Source organism: Ectobacillus polymachus, from assembly GCF_048159605.1.
Classification (GTDB): Bacteria; Bacillota; Bacilli; order Bacillales; family Bacillaceae_G; genus Ectobacillus; species Ectobacillus polymachus.
Genome location: NZ_JBLREB010000001.1, coordinates 344,691 through 366,899 on the forward strand (window position 1 = coordinate 344,691; position 22,209 = coordinate 366,899).

Here is a 22,209-nt window from a genome sequence, read left to right on the forward strand (position 1 = left end):
CCAAAGTAATACATTATATTATAATAGATTTTAGGAAATAATGGAAGGAAAACCAATAGTTATTACGTTAGTGAGACTATGGTAGGAGTGTAGTCTTCCATCCGTCTAATACCAACAGTAAACGAATATTTAATAGTCCAATAACATATGAAGTATAGGAGAGATTGAATTATTTTTTAGATTTATCCTGCTATTTAAGGGCAATAAGACCCCCACTTCAAGGTTTAGGGAAATTGGAAAAGTAAGTGAGGGAAGTTTCACTTTATCTTGAAAGGGAGGGACTCAAGATAACTGAGGATATATATGTTACAAATGCAGGTGGTGTTCCGTCTTTACAAGCGGGTTTATTATCAAATCGCCCCAATAAAGCTGCAATAGGAAGCCTATATTTAGATACGAGAAATCGAGTTTTCTATCGCTATAACGGGAAAAAATGGGAATGGATTATTACTCCAATAAACATTGTTTCTAAAGAAAGACCAGTACCACCAAGACCAATGCAGACGAGTAATGTATTATACTTTACATATTCAGACGGTCAAAAAATTGTGTATACAGATCAGGATGGTTTAGCGGAATATGGTTCAACTCATATATTGGCACCAACTGAAGTATCTTATATTAATTTTTTTATTAATGGAATGCTCCAACCTACTGTTAACTATGAGGTTGAGAAAGGGAAATTAACTTTACTAACAGAGAATGCTCCAATGGATGGGGTACTTATGATCCTTCAATTTATTACAATTTATACATGAACGGAAAAAGTCCCTGTAGAAGGAACTTTTTTCGTTTTTGTACTTTTTAGGTTGTTACAGTTATTGTAGAAGATGGTGCATACGTTACGATTTCTAACACTACAGGAGTGCTAGCTGGAATGCCAGATCCACCTGCTGGTACATTAATAGCGAGTGAACCAACACCTGTTATACCTGGAGTATATGTGGAAATACCCTCCATTTGCAGAACACCATTAATATAAACATTAAAGTAACTATTATTGGTTGGTAATGTAGGAAGTGTAGTTACTGCGGTACCAGTATCATTTAGAAAACTTGCTGCATCAATAGATAATGTTGCTCCAGCAGCAGTTGACGTAGTAGTGACATAAAAAAATCTTGAATCTGTTGGGACAACTTCGGTTGTAGTAGAAGCAGCAACGAGAATTTTCATAAGTTGAAGTGCCATGTTTTACCTCCTTTTCAGAAAATAGTTTATTACAATTCTTATACTATGACTTTGTAATATGGAATGAATGAGGTAAAACTCTATTTTTTGAAAAATCAACTCATATTTTGCAGACTGAAATAAGTAAATAAGCCTTAATGTAGGTAGGAAGATCGCCAATCTACTACTGAAGAATATTAAAGGAAGCGTTTCGTTCAAGAATAAAGTTAAAGGAAGGTTTAGTAGAGGTAAAATATGTACCTTCCTTTTACTTTCTTATATACAGTTTTCTAACGAATTCATGGGTTTAAAGCCTTCACCTTTCCTCCGCCTGTAGATTCAGCTACTCGGATTTTTATTTCGACCATAAATTCTTCTTCTTGATGCGGAGAATAATGAATGGGTACGGCTGAATCGTATACATCACTAATTACTGTTAACTGATGGTCGGTAATATACTTGATCAGCTTTTGGATGTTCGGAAAATAATGTTCGGGTGAAAAAATATACGCAATACATACGTATGTACCTTTAGGAATCGTTGTGACTTCCATATCTGGCGTGAGTGATGCAATTTGTTTATTTGTTAAAACAGGTGTAAATATATGCCGATACGTAATTTCATCAACATGGTTGTAATGCTGAAATGAGAACGTAGCACCATAACTACTATTCATAAAGCCATCTGTTGACTCGACAGTTTTCATCAGCTTACTGTACGAGGCATTAAATATATATTCAGGCGTTAATCCATCTGCCTTTGTCTGGATAATACGTATTTCTTCTTCATCTAAAAGAAACACTTCACCAAGGACAGGATATTCTTTCTGCCTTTGCATTTGCTTTTTGATATTCGTAATATTTTGTTTAATTTCCAATAAATAATCGAGTTTCTGCCTTACTCGTTTTTCTTGTTCCGTTAAAAAAACGAATAAATCATCTGTCTTTAATTCTTGCGCTTTTTTAATTTCTTCTAAAGGTGTTCCAATATATTTCAGTGATTTGATTAGGGCCAGTCGGTAAAGCTGTGAGTCATTGTAATAGCGATAGTTTGTTTCTGGATCAATATAAGCAGGTTTAAATAAGTCGATTTTATCGTAATAATGAAGAGCTTTAATTGAGACATTCGCTAGTTTTGATACTTCCCCGATCGTGTATAATGTTTCCTTCATTTCATCACTTCCTTACACTAAGTATAATAAGAAAGAGAACGCTTTGCAGCAAACAAAGAATACACTTAAGCTTACTTAATTTGCTCTAGCTTTTATATGTGCTGGCACTTTCCAAGCGAGTGCTAACCCAACACCTACTACTAAGGTAATTGTTGCAAAATAGAATGGGTAGTTTACATTCATATCGAATAAAGCTCCCCCAATAATAGGTCCAAATACGTTACCGATACTTGTAAACATCGAGTTCATGCCGCCAACAAATCCTTGTTCATCACCAGCAATTTTAGATAAATACGTTGTGACAGCTGGTCGTATTAAATCAAATCCAACAAATACAATAATTGTAACAAGTAAAATCGTATAATATGATTGCACGATTGTTACTAAAAATACAAGTACCGTCGAGAAAATTAAGCTATAACGAATTAAGCGAATTTCACCAAACCATTTCGTAAAGCGGTCAAATAAGACAACTTGTACAATTGCCCCTATAATGGCACCACCGGTAATGGCAAAAGCAATATCTTTCGGTGTGAAGCCGAATTTATGATCGACAAATAAAGCAAATAGCGATTCAAAAGCCGCTAACCCAAAAGATGAGATTAAAATAATCATAAACGCAATAAAATACATCGGTGAAAAAATACGTTTCATCCCTGTTTTTTGCTCTGCTGCTGTTTCATTTTCAGGATTTCGCTCTGGTTCACGAAGCGTGATGACAGATAAAATCGCTGAAAATAACGCGAAGGCTGCGGCAAAGAAGAATGGTAAGCGAGAATCAATCTCTGCTAAAAAACCCCCAATACCTGGTCCAACAATGAAACCTGCCGAAATAGATGCAGACATATAACCCAATGCCTTTGACCGTGTTTGAATCGTTGTAGTATCTGCGATAAATGCTGTTACAGCTGGCATGATGAACGCTGCACTAACACCGCCAAGCATTCGCGAAATAAACAGTACTCCAACATTTTCTCCGATACCGAATAAAAACTCTGACAAACTAAAGAATAATAGGCCAATAATGATCATTCTTTTACGTCCGAATCGATCCGCCCACCGGCCTGCAATAGGGGAGACAATTAATTGTGTGACAGCGAACGTTGCCACCATATATCCGACAATCGATCCAGATAAATGTAATTCATCCATGATTGTAGGTGTAACTGGAATAACAAGTCCAATTCCTAAAAAAGCAATAAACAAGTTCATCAATAATATAGCTAATGTCATGTTTGGTCTTTGCATGATGTTTCTCCTTTTTCTTACTAAACGTATAAAACACAATATAAAGTCTCCCCTTGGAGGAGAGTCAATGGGAAAGCACTTCATTTTGATCTAATGTATCTTGTACAACGAAAACCACCGGCTAGGCCGATGGTTCAATAAGCTTAATTTTCTTTTTTAGTGATGCATGAGAAATTCGAATATCTTCACAATTACTAAACCTGCTGATGCAAAAATACTGAAGGAAAACAAGGTCATATTTTGTTTAGCTTTCCACAACATCTCGCTAATAGCTATGTATCCCAACATTCCTATGGCACTACCCATAATAACACTTTCTAAATGCTTGACCTCGTTTTGCACGAATCCCCCTAACATTGTTCCTGCTCCTAATACAACAGATAATAAAAAAATCATTACAAGAAATGGTGCAAGCTTAGACTGAGTAAATAAAAATGGTACCATAAGACTTAATCCTTCTGGAATATGGTGAAAAATGATAGCGAGCAATAACGAAGATGAAACCTCATTATTACTTGTTAGAGCTGAACCAATTGCTATTCCTGTAGGTATATTATGAATACAAATGGCCAGTGATAAAAATCCAAAGGCTTGCAAGGCTTGCTGATTTTCGTCTCTTACTTTGTTTCCGTGAAAGAGAGTATGAATTAGCATCATAAACAAAAAACCGATTCCTACTCCTAACACAGGACCAATGGGAGGTTGTTCTGAAAATGTCTCGGGTATAAGTTCTAAACATAGTATTCCCGCTAACACCCCGCCACAAAATGCATACAAGCTATACATTTTTTCTTCTAACACTTGTTTCGTAACTATTCCTATCGTTCCACCTAAAAACAATCCTCCAAATGAAAATACGGTTACCATAAAGGGGATTATATAAATTTCCATTTATTCACTCTCCGTATATCTTTTCTTATACTATCCTATTCTCACTAGATGTCTGATAGTCCAAGCACTTTCTATATTGCACTTGAATGCATCAGAAATGACTGATGGTTTAGCTTTTATGTCAGTTTACAAAGATCATCTATCTACTAATTGGAATACTTTTCCTCGTTCTTTACATAAACTGTTGATAAAACCTCAACAAAATGATGAATCAGAAAATGAAAGGATGAACAGGATGTCAGAGAATCATAAAGAGAATGACCTTGGGATGCTACTAAAGTCATTATTAAAGAAACATGCGTTATCTATGCGTAAACTAAGTGCAATCACGGGAATCGACACAGCAACCATCTCACGAATCATAAACGGGAAACAACAAGCAAAATTAGAGCACTTACAACAATTTGCTTCTCACTTAAACATACCTCTTGGAAAATTAATTGAAGCTGCTGGTTTTGAGATTAGTAGAGAAGCAGATCCACAATCAGATCCTTCTAATTTAGTAGATATTCAAAAAATTCTTGCCTCCATTCAATTAGTTGATACTGAGTTTACGATAGCTCGTGTCGAACAGGAATTAGCCAAATACGAACAATATGCCCAAACGGAAGAAGGACATCAATTGATTTGTAAGGACTTTCAAACAAAAATTGAACAAAATGGTAGCGTAGGTCCATTAATTGAACAGTTAAAGCAACTATATATACAATATTGTGATGATAAGACTTCAACAAGTGAACGTACCATAATCGGAAGTGCTTTGCTATATTTTATCTTATCGGTCGATATTATTCCTGACTATATATTTCCAATTGGGTATTTGGATGATGCAATTGCTATTCAACTCGTGTTAAATCGTCTCGGACAATAACTAAAGTGTTTCTTTCTTTTCAACATTTGTTGATGATCATGCACATTCTTCAACACCTAAGAATACATTACTGATGAATTTAATAATTAGTAAGGATGTGTATTCAATTATGAGTAAATCAGTAACTGTTTCAGATACAAATCCAAAGTTTCATTCTGTTGTTACGAGTCGGAAAACAGGATGGAAACGGTATTTAATGATTATGTGGGCCCTAATGGGACCAGGATTTATCGCAGCGATGGCCGATAATGATGCGGGAGGAATCATTTCTTACACCGTAACAGGAGCAAAATTTGGTATAGGTTTGTTTATCCCCTTAATCATTTGTCTTGCACCTCTTACATTTACTATTCAAGAGATGAGCATGCGCCTTAGCGCAGTAACGCAAGAAGGCTTTTCCCGGCTGGCTTTAAAACGATATGGGAAATTCTGGGGTTATTATCACATTAGTACTCTTGCCTTCGAGAATCTATTGACATTGATTACCGAGTTTATTGGAATGACAGCTGGACTTATGATGTTAGGGATCCCTTTTTGGATTAGCGACATGATTAGTTTATTACTTATCGTTTGTTTCGTTTTATTTACCGGATACTGGACAAAAGAACGGATTGCACTAATTGTTGGCTTACTCAACATCGTTTTTCTCGTAATAGCAGCTATGACACAGCCTAGTATGGCTGAAATTGGCCACGCATTTGCTACATGGAATGTTCCTCATGATCAACAAGACGGTCTGATTTGGTTCATTATTGCAACGATCGGAAATGCGATTGCCCCGTGGATGATTTTCTTTCAAGGGAGTGGCACGATTGATAAAGGGGTTACTTCACGATACTTACGGCTAGGCCGAATTGACACAGCAATTGGTTGTATCGTTCAAGTAGTAATTGCAGCAGGAGCCATTATCATCGGTGCCTCTCTCTTTGGTCAGGTTCAAGATATAGGGAATGCAGGTCCATCTGATATTATTAGTTCCCTTGATAGTGCGGTAGGACGGTGGCCTGCTATCCTCTTTGGTCTCGGTTTATTCAATACTGGTTTTCTAGCCTCTATAACTATATCTTTGTCTTCCTCTTGGAGTATTGCTGAATTATTTGGCTGGTCTAAAAGCCTCAATGATAAAATCCATCAAGCACCGAAATTTTATGCCATCTATATTGGAAGTCTCGTTCTCGCTGCACTTTCCATCCTACTACCGAATTTACCTTTGAATCTTATTGCAGTCATCACCCAAGTAATCGGTGGAATTCTGATGGCACCGCTGCTTATTTTCTTAGTATTAATGACAAGTGATAAAAAATTGATGGGACAATACAGAAGCAGGCTGTTCGGTAGAATATGGGGATGGACGATGGTTGCATTGCTCATAGGATTGTCAATCGCTACATTCTGGCAGACGTTTACAAATCTTTAACAATCAACAACAATTGACTTGTTCTTGAAAATAGATGACACAACATTTATTATAAAAATAGATAATGTGTCATCTATTTTAATAGAGATATATCCTTATTCACTCATAAGGCCATGTAATAGAAGTGTTAGTTTTGAAAATAATTATTTCAAAATAGATGACACATCATGTATTTTGCAAAACCAAAGGAGTAGTGAAGATGAATGTACTAATCGTTTATGCGCACCCTAATCCCAAAAGTTTTAATCACGCCGTATTAGAAAAAGTAAAGCAAGGACTTCAAGAAGCTAACCATACTTTTACCGTTATCGATTTGTATGAAGATCAATTTAATCCCGTCCTAAAGTTTGATGAGAACTTTAAAAGAAGAAATTTAAAGGATGATCCGGAAACAGAATGGTATCGTACACAACTGAAACAGGCAGATCACTATATTTTTATTTATCCCATCTGGTGGTCTGGTATGCCTGCAATCCTAAAAGGCTTCTTCGACCGGGTGTTTGCATCTGGCTTTGCCTACGTCTATGAAGGGGTGATGCCAAAAGGATTGTTAGTAGGAAAATCTTCATGGGTTATCTATTCACTCGATTCTCCATCTTGGTTTGAAAGATTAATTCGCGGAAGTGTCGAATGGAAAGTAATCAAGTCTTCTATTCTCAATTTTTGCGGTATTCGTTCTGTGAAGAGAATGATGTTTGCAGGAGTAAAAGGAAGTAGTATCGATAAAAGAGAAAAGTGGTTGGAATATGTATATCGACAAGCGAAGCAGCTTTAATATTTGTAAAAGAAAGTAGTAGCTAAGAAAAACAGAAGGAGAATTTTCAGGCATCCTATTTCGAGCATACTCTCCTTTTGTCAAGCAGAAATTAGATTACATACTTATTTAGTAGTAGCATTCACATAGTATAGCCTCGTTTTATCAAGGTTTCTGAGAAAGGATGATCCTTTATGAAACGGAACAGTAGTTTACACATAAGTTCTAGTTCTTCTTCAGAATAATTTTGAATGATTTGGTCATAGAGTTGCTGTTCAATATCTCTTACAAGCTTAGCTTTTTCTTTTCCAACTGGCGTTAGTTGAAGCACAACATACCGAGAATCCTTCTTGTCCACAATTTTCTCGATTAAATCGTCTTGGACCATTCGTTCAACAAGGCGTGACGGACTTCCAGATTCACAGATTAATAACCGTCCAAGTTCTTTTAGTGAGACCTTTTCTTCTTCATGTATAACTCGTAATACCTCTGCTTTCGAAGTTGTCAGACCAACGTTCTTTAAAATCTCATTTAACACCCGATTTCCATGTCGCTGCGTAGCAAGAATGAGATAACTTAGCGACTCAGCTTTGAAATATTGGTTTCTTTCCATTTAAAATTCCTTTCATATGTGTTCAGTTTCGAATAAATAGTAAAAATATAGAGGACAAGTCACTTTAGAAGGAATAATAAATGACTCATCATCTATTGTCAAGTACAACTCTAGTCTCTATTGGAATCGAACGGAAGGATATGTCCGAGGAAATAACGTATAGTATGTAGTATCCATAGCCTGAAATATTAACATATGATTGAGATAAGGAGGGTTTCTAATCATGTATGAGCTAAAAACAAAAGAAACCGACAGCAGTGTCATTGAGTTTATTGAAAATGTCGAAAGCCCTACAAAACGGGAAGATGCATATAAATTATTAGATATTTTTACGGAAACAACAGGCTATCAAGCTAAGATGTGGGGACCAAGTATTATTGGATTTGGTACATATCATTATAAGTATAAATCAGGTCACGAAGGTGATGCCCTTTTAGTCGGCTTTTCACCACGAAAAGCAAAAATCAGTTTGTACTTTGCGACGGGTGATAGAAAACGAGAGGAATTGTTAAAGGATTTTGGAAAGCATACGACAGGAAAAGCTTGTGTGTATATTAATAAAGTAGTTGATATAGATATCAATATTTTGAAAGAATTAATTAACCGGTCTATAAAGTTTTTGAAAGAAACCTATCCAAACCAATAAGGAAGGAGAAAACAACTAACGGCTTTATCCTCTTAAGAAGGGCTAAAGCCGTTAGAATGTTTTCTTTCTACTATTCACTTGAAACCCTTACATTTTGATAGAAAGAAGAATATTATTCAACATTTACTATTCCTTGAACTGCATCGGAAGGACTAACGACATTTTTTCTATGCAATCTTTTTTGATAATATACTCCAACTAATAAGAAAATGAACAATGGTCCGATATATAAAGCAATTCTTGTATCCGCATCAAAAGCCATCACCACAAGAACAAGAGCTAAAAACGCCAACGATAAATAGGAAGTGAAAGGGAAGAGCGGTAATTTATATTTGAGTTTGCTTCTCTCTGCAGTAGTTAAACTTTTTCGATAACGAATTTGTGCAAGTAAAATGATTGCCCATGTCCAAACAGCTCCAAATGTAGAAATACTTGTGATCCAAGTGAAGACCTTTCCAGGGACAATATAATTTAAAATTACGCCAATTAGCAGTGCGGCTGCAGAAGCAATAACAGCTAAACCGGGTACACCTTTTTTTGTTATTTTTCCAAATGGTTTTGGTGCTTGGCCATTTTGTGCAAGGTTAAATAGCATTCTTCCCGTACTGAAGATCCCACTGTTGCAAGATGAGAGCGCTGCAGTTAGAACGACAAAGTTGATAATTCCAGCAGCTCCAGGGATCCCGATTTGGTTAAAGGTAAGTACAAACGGACTTCCCTTTGATCCAATTTCATTCCATGGATAAATTGACATAACAACCGTAAGGGCCCCGATATAAAAAATGAGAATCCGCCAGAACACATTATTAATCGCTTTGGCAATATTTTTTTCTGGATTTTTCGCCTCTCCAGCAGTCACGCCAATCATTTCAATACCAAGGTAAGCAAACATAACCATTTGCAGGGACATTAATAATCCCTTCATTCCGTGTGGAAACATTCCACCATGATCCCAAAGATTGTGAAATCCTGTGGCAATTCCGCCATTTCCAATTCCGAAGAAAATAATTCCGGCGCCGACAACAATCATGAGAACAATGGTCACTACCTTTATTAAAGCAAACCAAAATTCTAATTCGCCATATGCTTTCACGGTAAGAAAGTTAACGAGAGCCATCATAACGAGTGCGGCTAGTGACCAAATCCAGCGTGGAATCGTTGGAAACCAATATTCCATGTAAATACCAACAGCTGTAATTTCCGCCATACAAGTAACAACCCATAAAAACCAATAATTCCAACCCGTAATAAAACCGGCAAGCGGCCCTAAATAATCATGGGCATATTGACTAAATGAACCGGCAACAGGCTTTTGAATTGCCATTTCCCCAAGCGCTCTCATAATAAAAAACATGATAAGACCAGCAATTGCATATACTACTAATATACCTGGCCCTGCTGTTTTTATGGCTGTAGATGAGCCAAGAAATAACCCAACACCAATAGCAGCCCCTAAAGACATTAAGGAAATATGTCTTTCCTCTAAATTACGATGAAGTTCTTTGCCATGCTTATGATTACTCATCCTTACTCCCCCTTAAATTTTACTACAGATTTTTCATCCCACTCTGTTTTAAAGAAGAACGATGCTACTTTCAAAAGGGTATTGATTTTGCAATTAATTGGTAGCGCTTTCAAAATATCTTGCAAAGCATTTTTTCTGTTCTTTCAAATAAACTCTTGGAACTCGTTTGCCGATTAAACAAACTGTTTCATAATGGATCGTACCCATTAATTCTGCGATTGTATCGACGGATTGAAAAGCGGTATCGTTCTCCCCAAAAATGGTCACCATATCTCCCGTTTTGGCATTTGGAATTTCCGTAATCTCAATCATCGTTTGGTCCATGCAGACCCGTCCTCTAATTGGCGCTCTCTTTCCATGTAGTAACACATTTCCACGGTTCGAAAGGAGACGAGACAGTCCATCGGCGTACCCAATTGACAAGGTAGCAATGATACTATCTCCTCTGTTCAGCCTCCAAGTACAACCATAGCCAACAGGCTGTGAAGAGGGTACGTTTTTGATTGCCACGATTCGGGTATGAAAACTCATGGCTTGTTTTAAATGGATTGAGTGCTTTTTTAAGGAAGCATCCGGATTCAAACCGTAAAGCGCAATTCCAACTCGAACCATATCCAAATGCATTTCTGGAAATCTCAAGGTAGCTGCGCTATTACAGCAATGCCTGAAAGGGATATGAATGCCTTCTTTTTCTAAAAAGCTGGTTATTTCTATGAATTTATGAAATTGGGCGTAAGTATAACTTGGATCTTCACTATCAGAATTAGCAAAATGAGTGAAAATTCCTTCTAACTGAATATAAGGTGCTGCTAGACCCTTTCTCGCAAGTGAGAGAGTTTGATCAGCGGAAGATAGTCCAATCCTCGACATACCCGTATCTACCTTAATATGAATGACCGTTCTTTTTTGCAATTGAGAGGATTGAACGATAATTTCATCTAATACCTTATGATCAAATACGGTTATCGTCATGTTTTGTAAAATGGCTTCCCGAATCGAACGGACAGGAGTATACCCGAGAATAAGAATAGGGGATGATATTCCAACCTTCCTTAACTTGATTGCTTCATCTAAAAAAGCAACTGCCAAGTAATCTGCTCCAGTTTCAATTGCGGTTTTTGCGACTTTTTCAGCACCATGCCCGTATCCGTCAGCTTTGACGACAGCCATTATCTTTGTTTTCGGATTGATGTACTGCCGGAATTGCTGTAAATTGTAGGCAATATGGTCAAGTGAAATCTCTGCCCATGTATCCCTGTAGCTACATTCCTCCATAAGATCGTCCCCTTTGCTAAAAATCCCCCCAAAAAGCATCTCATGGGGGGATGAGTGATGAAAGGAAGAGACAGGATTATTTAATAGCTAGTTCATTTTCAAGAGCTTTTTCAACTGTTACATACTCATAGCCAAGATCTTTTGCAACTGCTTCGAACGTAATTTTGCCATTTAGAACGTTTACGCCGCGTTTTAGTGCTTCATTTTCTGTAATGGCTTTTGTTACACCTTTATTGGCAATTGCTACTGCATATGGAATCGTCACATTTGTTAAGGCAATGGTTGATGTTCTAGGAACTGCTCCAGGCATATTGGCAACAGAGTAGTGAAGCACTCCATGCTTCACAAATGTAGGATCATCATGTGTTGAGACACGGTCGCAAGTTTCAACAATTCCACCTTGATCGATGGCAACATCCACAATGACTGAACCTGGTTTCATAGATTTCACCATTTCTTCTGTCACAAGCTTAGGAGCTTTTGCACCAGGAATTAACACGGCACCGATAAGAAGATCAGCTTCAGCTACCGCTTCAGCAATATTCGATGGATTGGACATCAATGTTTTGATTTGATGACCGAAAATATCATCTAATTCACGTAAACGATCGGCGCTTAAATCAAGAATGGTAACATCTGCACCTAAACCAATCGCCATTTTTGCTGCATTTGTGCCGACCATACCGCCGCCGATAATCGCTACTTTGCCACGGCTTACACCAGGAACACCTGCAAGTAAAATGCCTTGTCCACCATAAGTTTTTTGTAAGAACTGTGCTCCGACTTGAACAGACATTCTTCCGGCTACTTCACTCATTGGGGTAAGCAATGGAAGCGTTCTGTTAACGGCAACCGTTTCATAACCAATTGCTGTAACGAAGTTATCTTTTAGCGCCTCTGTAAGTGATGGGGCAGCTGCAAGGTGTAAATAAGTAAATAATATCAAACCAGGACGGAAATATTTATATTCGCTCTCAAGGGGCTCTTTCACCTTTAGAATCATTTCAGCGTCAGCCCAAACTTGTGAAGCGCTTTCAATTATCTTTGCACCAACATTTGCATATTGTTCATCAGTGAAACCGCTTCCAATTCCAGCACCTTTTTCAACTAATACTGTATGTCCAGCATTTACGAAAGACACAACTCCGGATGGCGTAAGGGCTACTCGATTCTCGTTGTTTTTGATTTCTTTTGGTACTCCAATAAACATTTTGTTTTCCCCCTTAAATGTTGAATTACTTTTGTTACTGTGGTTATAGTATAAAATGTTTATTGTATAATTTCTTTGTTTTAAAAAGAGAAAGCAAAGCTCTCTATTTGGTGAAATTCACAAAAAGTTCATATTTTACGCAAATATTTTTCGAGCTTTGCATCAATGTATAACATCATTTTTTGGTTAGGGTCTTTAAAATCAATGTCGCCAATTTCCGTAATCCGCTTTAGACGATAGGTTAACGTGTTTGGATGAACAACTAATTCCTTCGCTGTTTCAGGAATATTAGTGTCTTTGTCAAGGTATACTTCAAGTGTTTCGACTAGATTAGAATGATTTTTTTGATCATATAAATGAAGCTTCTTTAGCGATTGATTTTCATGTCTTTCACTTTTGTATTTTTCCAAAATAATATCAAAAAGCTGATAGATTCCTAGTTTTTGATAATTAAAGATGTTTTGCGTTTCCATTGCAAATTTTTCTTTAATCGATAAAACAGTCAACGATTCTTGAAAAGCCTTCTTAATTTGTTGATAATCATCATATATGCTGCTGCCACCAACTTTAACATCTACGTTGTAGCGATCTAGCAGTTTTCTTGTGAATGTTGTAATAAAATGATCAAGTTCACTGTAGGGTTCATCCACCATCGGCAGAGCAACTAGCATGATAAGTTGGTTAAAGTCCATCGTATGGAGCATGATTTTTAAGGGTTGACTCGTTTTTAACAGATTCGAAATCTGCTGCTCTTGTTTTCGTGTTACATCATGTTGAAATTGAAAGACGATAACAGCATAACAGGGTGATGGTACGATTTTTAACGCGTGGAAATGTTCATGAATGACTTCTGGCGTTGTTACATGTCCGGTTAATAGCTGCCAAAAGAATTCTTGAAATCGATTTTCTTCTTTCCGTTTACGTACGAGCAGATGCTGTAGCTCGTTTTTGGCCGCTTCTGAAGCATATTTTAATAAATCTAATTCTTCCTCATTTAAACACTTATCAATTTCTAATGCCCAAATATAGCCGATAACTTCGTCTTGTCTCCAAATGGAAATTGCCACTCTGTTGCCAAGCCCAATTTCCTTTATATTATTAACCCGAATTGGTACCTTCGATTTCAATAACGACGGAATGGTACCTTCTTTCCATAACTGATTCACGACCTTTTCCGGTACCTTTCGGCCAATTATTGTCGCAATACGGGCTGGATCGGTTCTTTCATCATGGGTACTATAGGCAAGGAGCCGATGGCTTGCATCTTCAATCGTTATGGGGCATTGCAGCTGTTGACTAACGACGTCGGCAAACTCCTCCAGACTTTCAAAAGATATCTTAAAAGGATTTTTCAATGTGTATCCCTCCGTGTATGTATATAAAACTCGTGAAGTGTCGGAGTAACCTTAATTCTAAAAAAGCATCCTCTTGCAAGGGACATATGTACGTAATAAGTCGTCAGCCAATTAACCCTATCTCTAATGTGGCATCGAAGTTACAAATTGCATGGTAGATCATGTCCATTTTCTCCACACATTAAAATGTAGTACAACTTCTATAGAAGAGTCAATTTTAAGTGAAGGTAAGCAGTCTTTTGATGTTCTGGATATAAAATGGGATGTAGTGCCTAAGATAATTTATGTAAGCTAATTCAGAAAGGATAATATTGAAAGGAATAACGCTATCAGAAAAATATAGAAGAGCAACCGTAATAGTTACGATTGCTTTTTTCTAACCCATTTTTAACTGAAATGATAAGAATCAACTTGCTTACAAATCTCATCAGCTGTATAACCACTTGCTTCAATTACAGGACCTTTAATCGAAGTATTGCTAATACCCATAACATCTTCATTTTGCCCGGTAACAATGCAACAATCACAGCCTTTTATGTCTTGTTTCGAATGTAATGGTATAACATCATATCCTTTTTCTTGTAATGCTTGTTGTACATCTGTTAGCGATTGCTCTACTCCAATACGTGCCATTTTCTCACCTCCTACCATCAGTTAATGTGCATCATTTGTAAGAAAATATGCAGAGTAGAAAGAGTGGATGAAGAATTATGGCTTTTGAATAAAGCTTGATCTTTTTTGCTAGAGCATCAAGAGGATGTCATGTTTTATGTAGAATGACAAGAGTGAGTGGCATAGAGATATGGCATAAACATACATGGACTTTTTCTAGATCAAACGTTTTTATCTAATAGCCCCAATAGTATTGATACTGGGGAGCGTACTGAGTTTGTTGATAATGCGGTAAATATTGTGGTTGTTGATAATATTGATTTACATACTGACCAGGTGAAGTTTCATTTCTATTATTACAATGCTTGTACGGACCTATATAGGTTGAAGGTTCAATGGGTGCAACTGCTTGTTTCCATTGATTTTCATCCATGCAATACGTATGCGCCATAATATTCGCAGGAGTAAATTTTAAGATGTCAGATCCCAAAATCACTTCTGGAGTTGGTGCATCGAAAATTGCCAAAAGATGCGTGTTATCAACTGTAGCTACTTCATAGTGCCACCAACCCTGAGGTATGTTTGTTACTTGTCCAGGTGTAATCGAGTAACTGAGAATTTGTTTTGTAAATGGATTCAGCATCGATACAGTAGCTGCACCAGAAATACAATACACAAGCTCAGCTGCATTTTGATGATAGTGCGGTTCGATAACATTATTAGCACTTAGGAAAATGTCTAGAAGAGATGAATTTTCCAACGTATTCAATTGTTCTATACCTAGTACATTAATATAGTTTTTACTATCTTTTCTAAACAAAGGACTCTTATTTACGTCAAAAGTATATTGAGTTGATGGGGATGTGTAATCCATATACGAAACCATAAATATTCTTCACCTCTTTATAATAGCTAACTTTATAGGCAGATTATGCTTTTAATATGATTTTGTGTGTCGTCTTAAAAAATAAATAGTACGTAGATGGATTTTAGGAAATACTGGTCAATAAATAAATGTAAAGGGGATGTAAAGGTGAAATTAGACGAAGTTAGCAAAATCAAAGTTGCAACTGCTACTGGAAATTTAAACGTTATGGAAGTTCGCTTTTTAAACAGTAAAAAACGTTGGGTAGGCTTTAAACTCATTAATGTGGAAGATCTAAAAGCAAAAGGAATTATTAAGAAAGCGAACAGCTTTCGTAAAGCGGAATCATGGTTAAATACAGACGAGGGTCGCAAATGGGCGGTGATGGAAGCGAAACATACGAAGTTTAAGTAAAAGGACAGGATTCCTCCCTGCAACTAAAATAAACAAGGGAGGATCCTTATAAGACTTCGGTTTTTAATTTAACTTTTATCTAAGGATTTAAAGAAGAATTGCTATTTAATTCAAATTGGTCATTAAGTAAAATACCTTCTACATAAGAACCTACCTGAATACTTTCATATATAGATTTAGGAATTTCAACATCGTATATCTTCCCATCTATATCGATTTGCACCAAATAGGAGTTTGAAATAGAACCATTTGATTCTAATGATTCTGTTTTGATCTTATGCTTAACTAGGGCATTCTTAGTAGTCTGAAGTTGATTATTATCTGTTTGTATAAATCCTTTTGTACTTGCTGTATTTATATTGGCATTAGGATTAGTGTGATTAAGGGATAGATTGTTAGAATTCATATCTTTATTTAGATAAGCTATTACAAAAAAACAAATGGCGAAAATTGATACAACTGCCATGAATTTAAATTCATCCTTCATTGTGGCATTCTCCTTATATAAAATATTCATTTAATAAGATAATTAAATATTAGATATAAATCTTTATTAGGGACCCGAATGTCTGTTATTAATATTTTTTCATATCGAAAAATCCTATTTGAAATCTAATTTTATTGATATTAATAATTGATTTCAATAGACTTTTTAATTATACATTCCCATAGAATGGCACTCAAGTATCGACGAAAAGTTCTAATTTTCTGTGAAATACCTTGAAATCTGCTAGGTAATCTGCACAAGGTGAAAAGCGATATGAAAACAGAAATCAATAACGTGATATATAGAAAAACAAAAGTCGCCTGTAAAAGTTATTAGATGAAGAGAAGAAGATGTCTTAGATATACTTACAAAAGCTGAGAATGAAAAAAAAGAAATAATAATAATATATCGGTTTTAATTATTAATATCATTTTGTCAGGCTGTAGAGATTTTAGTTAAATTAGTTGAGTTGTATACAACAAATTTTATATCGAAGTAAAAGACAGTCTGAATGACTGTCTTTCAAAATTTTAATATGTAAATGATATTACCTGATATTATTCAACTACTATACTCCAATCGCCGTCTGCTTTAACAGAAAATCCGTTTAATCCATCTTCAAATTGTTCTCTTGTACTTCCGCTATATTTTCCTATTTCATTTACAATCGATGTTCCTTTTGATAAATCATGCACAATAAAGTTTGATTCACCATCATGCTTAAGTGTTAATTTATGTAAGCCAGCTTTACTAAGATCAAAGAATACAACATCATCACCATGACCATTTAATGTATATGAGCCATCTATAGTAGGTATTTTGCTAGGGTCTGGTTCTTGTGTAATCAATGCTGACCAATCACCATCTGCTTTTACGTTTAATGCATAATCGCCATCTGTTGGTATTACGGCAATGGTTTTACCACTATATTGACCTATTTCGTTTACCAATGAATCTTCTGAGTTACCTTGTAAATGAACGATAAAATTAGCTCCGCCGTCATGTTTCATATCAAATATTGCAAATCCTTTTTTTAGCTTAATAGTATCCGTAGCTGTATCTCCACTACCATTTAATTTAATTTTGGATTTTTCATATTCATCTTGTTTTGCTTTCTTTTCAGATTCCATTCTAGCTTGAGCTTGCTCTGGAGTTTCCTTTGGTGCTTCTACTGTGTTTTGAGTTTGAGTTGTCTGCGCATCAGTAGCGCTATCTGTAGAATTTGTACTAGTATCCGATGCGGAAGTACTTGGTTTGTTATTTGTCATGCCATTGAGTACAGCTGAAAGAATAAATAGATATACAAGGCTTGCAACAACCATTTTCCACTTTTTTCCTGAACGAAACCCGAGTATTTTCTTATACCATTTTCTTTCAATATTATGTATTACAATTGAAGTGTAATTTTTTATTATGGATTCTACTCCCTTGCCATTTTCTGTGGGAATGAAATAAAAGGGATTTCTTTCAGGTCCCTGGAACTTAAACTCTGATTTCATTGCAAAATGATCAACATAAACCTCTGAGTAGTCTGAAAGATTGTAAGTTCCGATTAAAGTCAATTCATTATTATTTTTATTATACTGAAATGTTTCAATGGAGTTAGAAGAAACCGCTGCAAAACCAGTTTTATTATTGGGTAGATTGGCTGAAACAATTAAGGGTGGTGATTGGCTATTATTCTTATACCTATTTTCTATTGCTTCTTTTGCTAGAGTTCTTGTACTCGGTTTTTTATCCTTTTTACTCATGTTTTATCATTCCTTGCTGTAAATTTTGCTACTGCATTGTAAGATTATATCAAAGAACTAAAGTTTTACCAATATAATATGTTCGAATTTTGAAGGTTATTAATATCTGTTATCCGTACAGATTATTGAGTTTAAAGTCCAGAGTTAATAGAGGTCGGATGTTGGTCCAAAACTTTTGGAATAATTGATACAATCTTTTGGCTAGGGGGATAAGTAAACATGATATTTTTTGATATAGATGAAACCTTACTTGACCATGACCAAGCAGAGAAAAAGGGAGCAATTGATTTTTTTAAAGAATATACAGACGAGTTACAACTGAGTGATACTGAATTCGTTCAGTTATGGTATAACCTATCAAATAAATATTTTGAAAAGTTTTTAGCGAAAGAATTATCTTTTCAAGAACAGAGGAGAATGCGTATTAAAGACTTGTTTGGTCATCATTTAAGTAACGAGCAAGCAGATAGTAGATTCAATAATTATTTATGTATATATAAAAGTAATTGGTCGGCATTTAAAGATGTCGTTCCTTGCCTAAAGCAATTAAAACAACTAGGATTTCGGCTTGGAATTATTAGTAATGGTGACTATGCTCAACAATTAGAAAAATTAAAGAGTATGGGGATAAGCAATTATTTTGAATGTATAATTACATCTAGTGAAACAGGAGTGGCTAAACCAAATGCTGCTATTTTTCTAGAAGCATGTAACCAAGCAAAGGTTCAAGTTCAAGAAAGTTATTATATAGGGGATAGACTCGAAACTGACGCAATTGGAAGTATAAATGCCGGTATGAAAGGAATATGGATTAATCGAAAAAATAAAACAACTTATCCTGATGTGAAAGTGATACATAGTCTTAGTGAGTTGATTGCGTTAGTTAATTGATATTTTTTCTTAAAGTAACGTACTTGAGTAAACAAAAAGTTGCTGTGGCAGCTCTTTTTATTGTTCAACTGAAGGTAGGGTAGTGAAAGAAGAATTTAGATTGGTGGGATAATAATGAATAGGATAGTAGTAGGAAAATACATTCCCTTACAAAATTATTTAAAAAAATTAACGTCATCACATGTTACTTTGTCTTTTAATGAAATTGAAACAATTCTAAATACTATACTCAATTACCTAACTCCGCATATAAATATCAAGCTTGGTGGGTGAACAGCCAAAAGGCTCATTCTCACGCTTCTATTTGGCTAGAAGCGGGTTACATAGTGGGAAATGTAAAATTTGGTGAATATGTAGAGTTCATTCAAAAAGAAAATGATGAAATTCCTATTCACAAGGAAGACGTAGTAATACATAAAGAAGGCAAGAACAATTTATCTAATGAAGAAATGAACTATATCGAAAGTTTATCTAAAAAAATGGATAAGGTTAAGGCCTTTCTATCAGAAGATACGTCATCAGGTATTTTCGAGGGGGATTTAATTGAACAGTACGAGGCGATGAATAGTTTTAGAAGAATCATAGGCAATATCGATAATGATTTGAGCTTTTTAGGTTGTTTGTTAATAAAAGAGTTTCTTAATCAAAGACATTCTTTTTCTGCATTAAATATGGCATTGAAGCCCCAAGGTTCCCCAGGGTTAGATGTTGATGAAACTACCATTGATGGAAAAAGGATAATAGGTGAATTAAAGACTACTTATCCCTATAAACAAAATGACCTCGGTGCTAATCAAAAAAGTAACTTTATTAAAGATTTTGAGAAGTTACAGCGAAACGTAGCTGATGATAAATACTTTTTTGTGACTGAATGCAAGACTTTTGACATTGTTCAGAGAAAATATAGCCAATACCTTAAAGGAATAAATCTTGTCTTACTCCCTCAAGCTCTTTCTAATGGTAAGTTTGTTATTACATATTCTTAGCAAAAACAATATATAGGTCGGAGTTGGGGATTACCATGTATCCGACCTATTTTTTATGTACTGATGTTATGTTTAGCTTTCCATGATAAACAGACATTGTTATCCATTCAATTGCTAAATAATACTACAAATTTATCTATTATAATAAAGTTACATAGGCTAAGAGGAGGAGATTACATATGAAAATTGAGATAGGAGAATCATTAATGCTATCGTGGCTACGTCATGTAAAAAAGTGTCAGTTAGTCCAATTAAATTGGAAGCCATTTATTAATCATTGGAAATTGTCCAATGAAGGTGAAATTGAGCGAATCATGCAAACCGTAAATACAATTTTTTGAAAAGATGTATTCGTTTATTATATTTTTAAAAAATAAATCATATATGCAACTGTTACAACAAGGGGAATTAGATGCGATAGGTTTACGAATAATTAATGGAAACATACAGGAAATTAATAATGAGGTTACTCAAGGAACAAATGATATTCCGATAGCTGATTTTGTTTTAATACGTTCACATGCTTAATTAACCAAAACAAGTGTCTAAAGATAAGATTTACCATCTATGTGATTCTCGATATAGTAAAGAGACCTTTATGCTTTCATATCCAATGTTGAAAAAGGTGACTGATGGATTGGACTTTCGATTCAAAGGAAGATAAATGGGAGGGATCGTTATTACGTAAATCCCCTAAAAATATCTGTTATGTAATCATTGGGTTGAGAAAAGCAGGCAAACATACAGATACAATTTATTGGAATAAAGAGGATATTGAATAAAATACAATATTGTTAGTCTGTGATGAGGTGAAGTATCATAAGTAAATAAGTTTTTTTGTTTAGCAATCTACCTGAATGGGATTAGCCACTGTCCATAATAATTTTTTTATTATAAACGGGTTGTCATTCTGTGGATATTAGAAAACCCGAATAAGGGCCACGACTTATTTGGTGTCCTTTATTCGGGTTATAGTTCATTAAAGGAGTTAACCGCATTTTTGCTCCTTTCAATTAGTAAAAGAAGCACTCTTCATTTCCATTTCGTTATCCAATTGTTTATTTAGTTTCTTTCGATAGGTAATTTTTGATAAATTAATACTAATTTCGTATAAAACTATAAGAGGTATTGACACTAATATTTCTGATACGAAATCAGGTGGTGTAATTATGCAAGATATAACGACAATTACAAAGTACGATATCTTTCGTGCTTTCGAAAGAATCATAGGATTAATAATTCCAATAGAAGTTAGAAACATAACCACTAGCGGAATTTCGAATAAAAACCCAAACGGTAGTGTTAAATTCATCATGAATTTGAAATACTTTTCAGATGTAAATAACGTTTCAAATTGTCCTTCAGACAAGGACATTAAAAATGTAAGAGCTGATGGAAACACAAAGAAATAACCGAAAGATAAACCAGCGATAAAAAGAATAAACAATCCGGGAATGTATGAAATCGTTGTTTTTCGTTCTTTTTCAGAAAGCGCTGGTTCGACAAATTTCCATACTTGATAAGCGGCAATTGGAATGGTAAGAGCAATAGCGATTACACCTGAAATCGAAAAGTATGCCCAAAGAATATCACTAGGCCCTAATACAGCCAATTTATGGTTAAGATTACGAATAAGCCATTTGTAAATATCCTGCACATATATGAATGATCCAACTAAAAAAATGATGAAGGCAATCAAAGTATAGATAATCCGTTTCCTAAGTTCCTCGAGGTGACCTGTCAAAGGCAACTTTTGAATAGGCATACAGTTTCTCCTTTCTTAAAAAATAAGAAGATGTAAGCTTACTACTTACATCTCCATTTCACTTACTTCGCTTTTTCTTTTTCTTTTTCTTCTTTTTCTTCTTTTTCTTCTTTTTCGTCTGACACTAATTCCTTAGTAGAGTGTTTAAATTCTCTAAGTGTGTTGCCGAAAGCACGTCCAATTTCAGGTAACTTAGATGGACCGAATACGATTAAAGCAATGATAAGAATTAATATTAATCCTGGTACGCCGATATTTTGAAGCATGGTGTCTCCTCCTTAATAAATGAATCTT

At 35.3% G+C, this 22,209-nt stretch carries 23 protein-coding genes and 1 pseudogene; 9 read left to right on the forward strand and 15 right to left on the reverse strand.

Annotated elements, in window-relative coordinates:
- The first annotated feature begins 245 nt into the window (after positions 1–245).
- Positions 246–758: a DUF4183 domain-containing protein gene (locus ACM5BR_RS01655; RefSeq protein ID WP_416825452.1), complete on the forward strand. Its 513-nt coding sequence runs from the start codon at positions 246–248 to the stop codon at positions 756–758.
- Positions 759–804: 46 nt separating this feature from the next.
- Here ACM5BR_RS01655 and ACM5BR_RS01660 read toward each other — a convergent pair whose 3' ends face one another.
- From ACM5BR_RS01660 to ACM5BR_RS01675, 4 genes are all read right to left on the reverse strand, one after another.
- Positions 805–1,188, reverse strand: a complete 384-nt coding sequence (locus ACM5BR_RS01660) for a DUF4183 domain-containing protein (protein WP_416825453.1) — start codon at positions 1,186–1,188, stop codon at positions 805–807.
- Between the two features lie 278 nt (positions 1,189–1,466).
- The gene (locus tag ACM5BR_RS01665) at positions 1,467–2,339 is read right to left on the reverse strand and encodes a MerR family transcriptional regulator (protein ID WP_416825454.1); all 873 of its coding nucleotides are present in this window, start codon (positions 2,337–2,339) and stop codon (positions 1,467–1,469) included.
- Between the two features lie 75 nt (positions 2,340–2,414).
- The gene (gene norA / locus ACM5BR_RS01670) at positions 2,415–3,587 is read right to left on the reverse strand and encodes a multidrug efflux MFS transporter NorA (RefSeq protein ID WP_416825455.1); all 1,173 of its coding nucleotides are present in this window, start codon (positions 3,585–3,587) and stop codon (positions 2,415–2,417) included.
- Positions 3,588–3,743: 156 nt separating this feature from the next.
- On the reverse strand, positions 3,744–4,478 hold the full coding sequence (locus tag ACM5BR_RS01675; protein WP_416825456.1) for a ZIP family metal transporter: 735 nt from the start codon (positions 4,476–4,478) through the stop codon (positions 3,744–3,746).
- A 235-nt stretch (positions 4,479–4,713) separates the two neighbouring features.
- Here ACM5BR_RS01675 and ACM5BR_RS01680 point away from each other — a divergent pair, with 235 nt between their 5' ends.
- The 3 genes from ACM5BR_RS01680 (at position 4,714) to ACM5BR_RS01690 (ending at position 7,541) form a co-directional block, all read left to right on the forward strand.
- The gene (locus ACM5BR_RS01680) at positions 4,714–5,349 is read left to right on the forward strand and encodes a DUF1232 domain-containing protein (protein ID WP_416825457.1); all 636 of its coding nucleotides are present in this window, start codon (positions 4,714–4,716) and stop codon (positions 5,347–5,349) included.
- Between the two features lie 109 nt (positions 5,350–5,458).
- The gene (locus ACM5BR_RS01685) at positions 5,459–6,766 is read left to right on the forward strand and encodes an NRAMP family divalent metal transporter (RefSeq protein ID WP_416825458.1); all 1,308 of its coding nucleotides are present in this window, start codon (positions 5,459–5,461) and stop codon (positions 6,764–6,766) included.
- 199 nt (positions 6,767–6,965) lie between these two features.
- Positions 6,966–7,541, forward strand: coding sequence for an NAD(P)H-dependent oxidoreductase (locus ACM5BR_RS01690; protein WP_416825459.1), 576 nt, complete (start codon positions 6,966–6,968; stop codon positions 7,539–7,541).
- Positions 7,542–7,662: 121 nt separating this feature from the next.
- Here ACM5BR_RS01690 and ACM5BR_RS01695 read toward each other — a convergent pair whose 3' ends face one another.
- Positions 7,663–8,133, reverse strand: a complete 471-nt coding sequence (locus ACM5BR_RS01695; protein WP_416825460.1) for a MarR family winged helix-turn-helix transcriptional regulator — start codon at positions 8,131–8,133, stop codon at positions 7,663–7,665.
- Positions 8,134–8,356: 223 nt separating this feature from the next.
- Here ACM5BR_RS01695 and ACM5BR_RS01700 point away from each other — a divergent pair, with 223 nt between their 5' ends.
- Positions 8,357–8,779, forward strand: coding sequence for a DUF1801 domain-containing protein (locus ACM5BR_RS01700; RefSeq protein WP_416825461.1), 423 nt, complete (start codon positions 8,357–8,359; stop codon positions 8,777–8,779).
- Positions 8,780–8,891: 112 nt separating this feature from the next.
- Here ACM5BR_RS01700 and ACM5BR_RS01705 read toward each other — a convergent pair whose 3' ends face one another.
- The 6 genes from ACM5BR_RS01705 to ACM5BR_RS01730 all read right to left on the reverse strand — a co-directional run bounded on the left by ACM5BR_RS01705 (position 8,892) and on the right by ACM5BR_RS01730 (position 15,642).
- On the reverse strand, positions 8,892–10,304 hold the full coding sequence (locus ACM5BR_RS01705; RefSeq protein ID WP_416825462.1) for an amino acid permease: 1,413 nt from the start codon (positions 10,302–10,304) through the stop codon (positions 8,892–8,894).
- A 93-nt stretch (positions 10,305–10,397) separates the two neighbouring features.
- Positions 10,398–11,579 (reverse strand): alanine racemase, encoded by a 1,182-nt coding sequence (alr, locus tag ACM5BR_RS01710; RefSeq protein WP_416825463.1) that lies wholly within the window; start codon positions 11,577–11,579, stop codon positions 10,398–10,400.
- A gap of 76 nt (positions 11,580–11,655) precedes the next feature.
- Entirely contained in the window at positions 11,656–12,789 is a 1,134-nt protein-coding gene (ald, locus tag ACM5BR_RS01715) for an alanine dehydrogenase (protein WP_416825464.1), read from the reverse strand.
- 128 nt (positions 12,790–12,917) lie between these two features.
- Positions 12,918–14,144 (reverse strand): PucR family transcriptional regulator, encoded by a 1,227-nt coding sequence (locus ACM5BR_RS01720; protein ID WP_416825465.1) that lies wholly within the window; start codon positions 14,142–14,144, stop codon positions 12,918–12,920.
- Positions 14,145–14,531: 387 nt separating this feature from the next.
- Complete coding sequence (locus ACM5BR_RS01725; RefSeq protein WP_416825466.1) at positions 14,532–14,777, reverse strand: YkuS family protein; 246 nt, start codon at positions 14,775–14,777, stop codon at positions 14,532–14,534.
- Positions 14,778–14,991: 214 nt separating this feature from the next.
- Positions 14,992–15,642, reverse strand: coding sequence for a cupin domain-containing protein (locus ACM5BR_RS01730; RefSeq protein ID WP_416825467.1), 651 nt, complete (start codon positions 15,640–15,642; stop codon positions 14,992–14,994).
- 147 nt (positions 15,643–15,789) lie between these two features.
- On the opposite strand from ACM5BR_RS01730, the gene ACM5BR_RS01735 reads away from it, so the two are divergent.
- Positions 15,790–16,035, forward strand: a complete 246-nt coding sequence (locus ACM5BR_RS01735) for a hypothetical protein (RefSeq protein WP_416825468.1) — start codon at positions 15,790–15,792, stop codon at positions 16,033–16,035.
- 79 nt (positions 16,036–16,114) lie between these two features.
- On the opposite strand, the gene ACM5BR_RS01740 is transcribed toward ACM5BR_RS01735, so the two are convergent.
- The gene (locus ACM5BR_RS01740) at positions 16,115–16,522 is read right to left on the reverse strand and encodes a hypothetical protein (RefSeq protein WP_416825469.1); all 408 of its coding nucleotides are present in this window, start codon (positions 16,520–16,522) and stop codon (positions 16,115–16,117) included.
- 557 nt (positions 16,523–17,079) lie between these two features.
- Positions 17,080–18,273 (reverse strand): hypothetical protein, encoded by a 1,194-nt coding sequence (locus ACM5BR_RS01745; protein ID WP_416825470.1) that lies wholly within the window; start codon positions 18,271–18,273, stop codon positions 17,080–17,082.
- A 219-nt stretch (positions 18,274–18,492) separates the two neighbouring features.
- Here ACM5BR_RS01745 and ACM5BR_RS01750 point away from each other — a divergent pair, with 219 nt between their 5' ends.
- The 3 genes and pseudogenes from ACM5BR_RS01750 (at position 18,493) to ACM5BR_RS01760 (ending at position 20,491) form a co-directional block, all read left to right on the forward strand.
- Positions 18,493–19,164: an HAD family hydrolase gene (locus tag ACM5BR_RS01750; RefSeq protein ID WP_416825471.1), complete on the forward strand. Its 672-nt coding sequence runs from the start codon at positions 18,493–18,495 to the stop codon at positions 19,162–19,164.
- A 242-nt stretch (positions 19,165–19,406) separates the two neighbouring features.
- Positions 19,407–20,150 (forward strand): annotated as a pseudogene (locus tag ACM5BR_RS01755) (lipocalin/fatty acid-binding family protein); the annotation flags it as partial.
- Positions 20,151–20,356: 206 nt separating this feature from the next.
- Positions 20,357–20,491, forward strand: coding sequence for a hypothetical protein (locus ACM5BR_RS01760; protein ID WP_416825473.1), 135 nt, complete (start codon positions 20,357–20,359; stop codon positions 20,489–20,491).
- A 668-nt stretch (positions 20,492–21,159) separates the two neighbouring features.
- Here ACM5BR_RS01760 and tatC read toward each other — a convergent pair.
- Complete coding sequence (tatC, locus tag ACM5BR_RS01765) at positions 21,160–21,915, reverse strand: twin-arginine translocase subunit TatC (protein WP_416825474.1); 756 nt, start codon at positions 21,913–21,915, stop codon at positions 21,160–21,162.
- A 62-nt stretch (positions 21,916–21,977) separates the two neighbouring features.
- A complete protein-coding gene (locus ACM5BR_RS01770; protein ID WP_416825475.1) occupies positions 21,978–22,181 on the reverse strand; it encodes a twin-arginine translocase TatA/TatE family subunit in 204 nt (67 codons plus the stop codon).
- Between the last annotated feature and the right edge of the window lie 28 nt (positions 22,182–22,209).

Excerpts from the sequence above, each read along its gene's own strand:
- ACM5BR_RS01680 (WP_416825457.1), top strand. The coding sequence starts at position 4,714 with ATGTCAGAGAATCATAAAGAGAATGACCTTGGGATGCTACTAAAGTCA.
- ACM5BR_RS01700 (WP_416825461.1), top strand. The coding sequence starts at position 8,357 with ATGTATGAGCTAAAAACAAAAGAAACCGACAGCAGTGTCATTGAGTTT.
- ACM5BR_RS01770 (WP_416825475.1), bottom strand. The coding sequence starts at position 22,181 with ATGCTTCAAAATATCGGCGTACCAGGATTAATATTAATTCTTATCATT.
- ACM5BR_RS01750 (WP_416825471.1), top strand. The coding sequence starts at position 18,493 with ATGATATTTTTTGATATAGATGAAACCTTACTTGACCATGACCAAGCA.
- ald (WP_416825464.1), bottom strand. The coding sequence starts at position 12,789 with ATGTTTATTGGAGTACCAAAAGAAATCAAAAACAACGAGAATCGAGTA.
- norA (WP_416825455.1), bottom strand. The coding sequence starts at position 3,587 with ATGCAAAGACCAAACATGACATTAGCTATATTATTGATGAACTTGTTT.
- ACM5BR_RS01745 (WP_416825470.1), bottom strand. The coding sequence starts at position 18,273 with ATGAGTAAAAAGGATAAAAAACCGAGTACAAGAACTCTAGCAAAAGAA.
- ACM5BR_RS01740 (WP_416825469.1), bottom strand. The coding sequence starts at position 16,522 with ATGAAGGATGAATTTAAATTCATGGCAGTTGTATCAATTTTCGCCATT.
- ACM5BR_RS01665 (WP_416825454.1), bottom strand. The coding sequence starts at position 2,339 with ATGAAGGAAACATTATACACGATCGGGGAAGTATCAAAACTAGCGAAT.
- alr (WP_416825463.1), bottom strand. The coding sequence starts at position 11,579 with ATGGAGGAATGTAGCTACAGGGATACATGGGCAGAGATTTCACTTGAC.
- ACM5BR_RS01695 (WP_416825460.1), bottom strand. The coding sequence starts at position 8,133 with ATGGAAAGAAACCAATATTTCAAAGCTGAGTCGCTAAGTTATCTCATT.
- tatC (WP_416825474.1), bottom strand. The coding sequence starts at position 21,915 with ATGCCTATTCAAAAGTTGCCTTTGACAGGTCACCTCGAGGAACTTAGG.
- ACM5BR_RS01725 (WP_416825466.1), bottom strand. The coding sequence starts at position 14,777 with ATGGCACGTATTGGAGTAGAGCAATCGCTAACAGATGTACAACAAGCA.
- ACM5BR_RS01660 (WP_416825453.1), bottom strand. The coding sequence starts at position 1,188 with ATGGCACTTCAACTTATGAAAATTCTCGTTGCTGCTTCTACTACAACC.
- ACM5BR_RS01705 (WP_416825462.1), bottom strand. The coding sequence starts at position 10,304 with ATGAGTAATCATAAGCATGGCAAAGAACTTCATCGTAATTTAGAGGAA.
- ACM5BR_RS01730 (WP_416825467.1), bottom strand. The coding sequence starts at position 15,642 with ATGGTTTCGTATATGGATTACACATCCCCATCAACTCAATATACTTTT.
- ACM5BR_RS01685 (WP_416825458.1), top strand. The coding sequence starts at position 5,459 with ATGAGTAAATCAGTAACTGTTTCAGATACAAATCCAAAGTTTCATTCT.
- ACM5BR_RS01675 (WP_416825456.1), bottom strand. The coding sequence starts at position 4,478 with ATGGAAATTTATATAATCCCCTTTATGGTAACCGTATTTTCATTTGGA.
- ACM5BR_RS01760 (WP_416825473.1), top strand. The coding sequence starts at position 20,357 with ATGCTATCGTGGCTACGTCATGTAAAAAAGTGTCAGTTAGTCCAATTA.
- ACM5BR_RS01690 (WP_416825459.1), top strand. The coding sequence starts at position 6,966 with ATGAATGTACTAATCGTTTATGCGCACCCTAATCCCAAAAGTTTTAAT.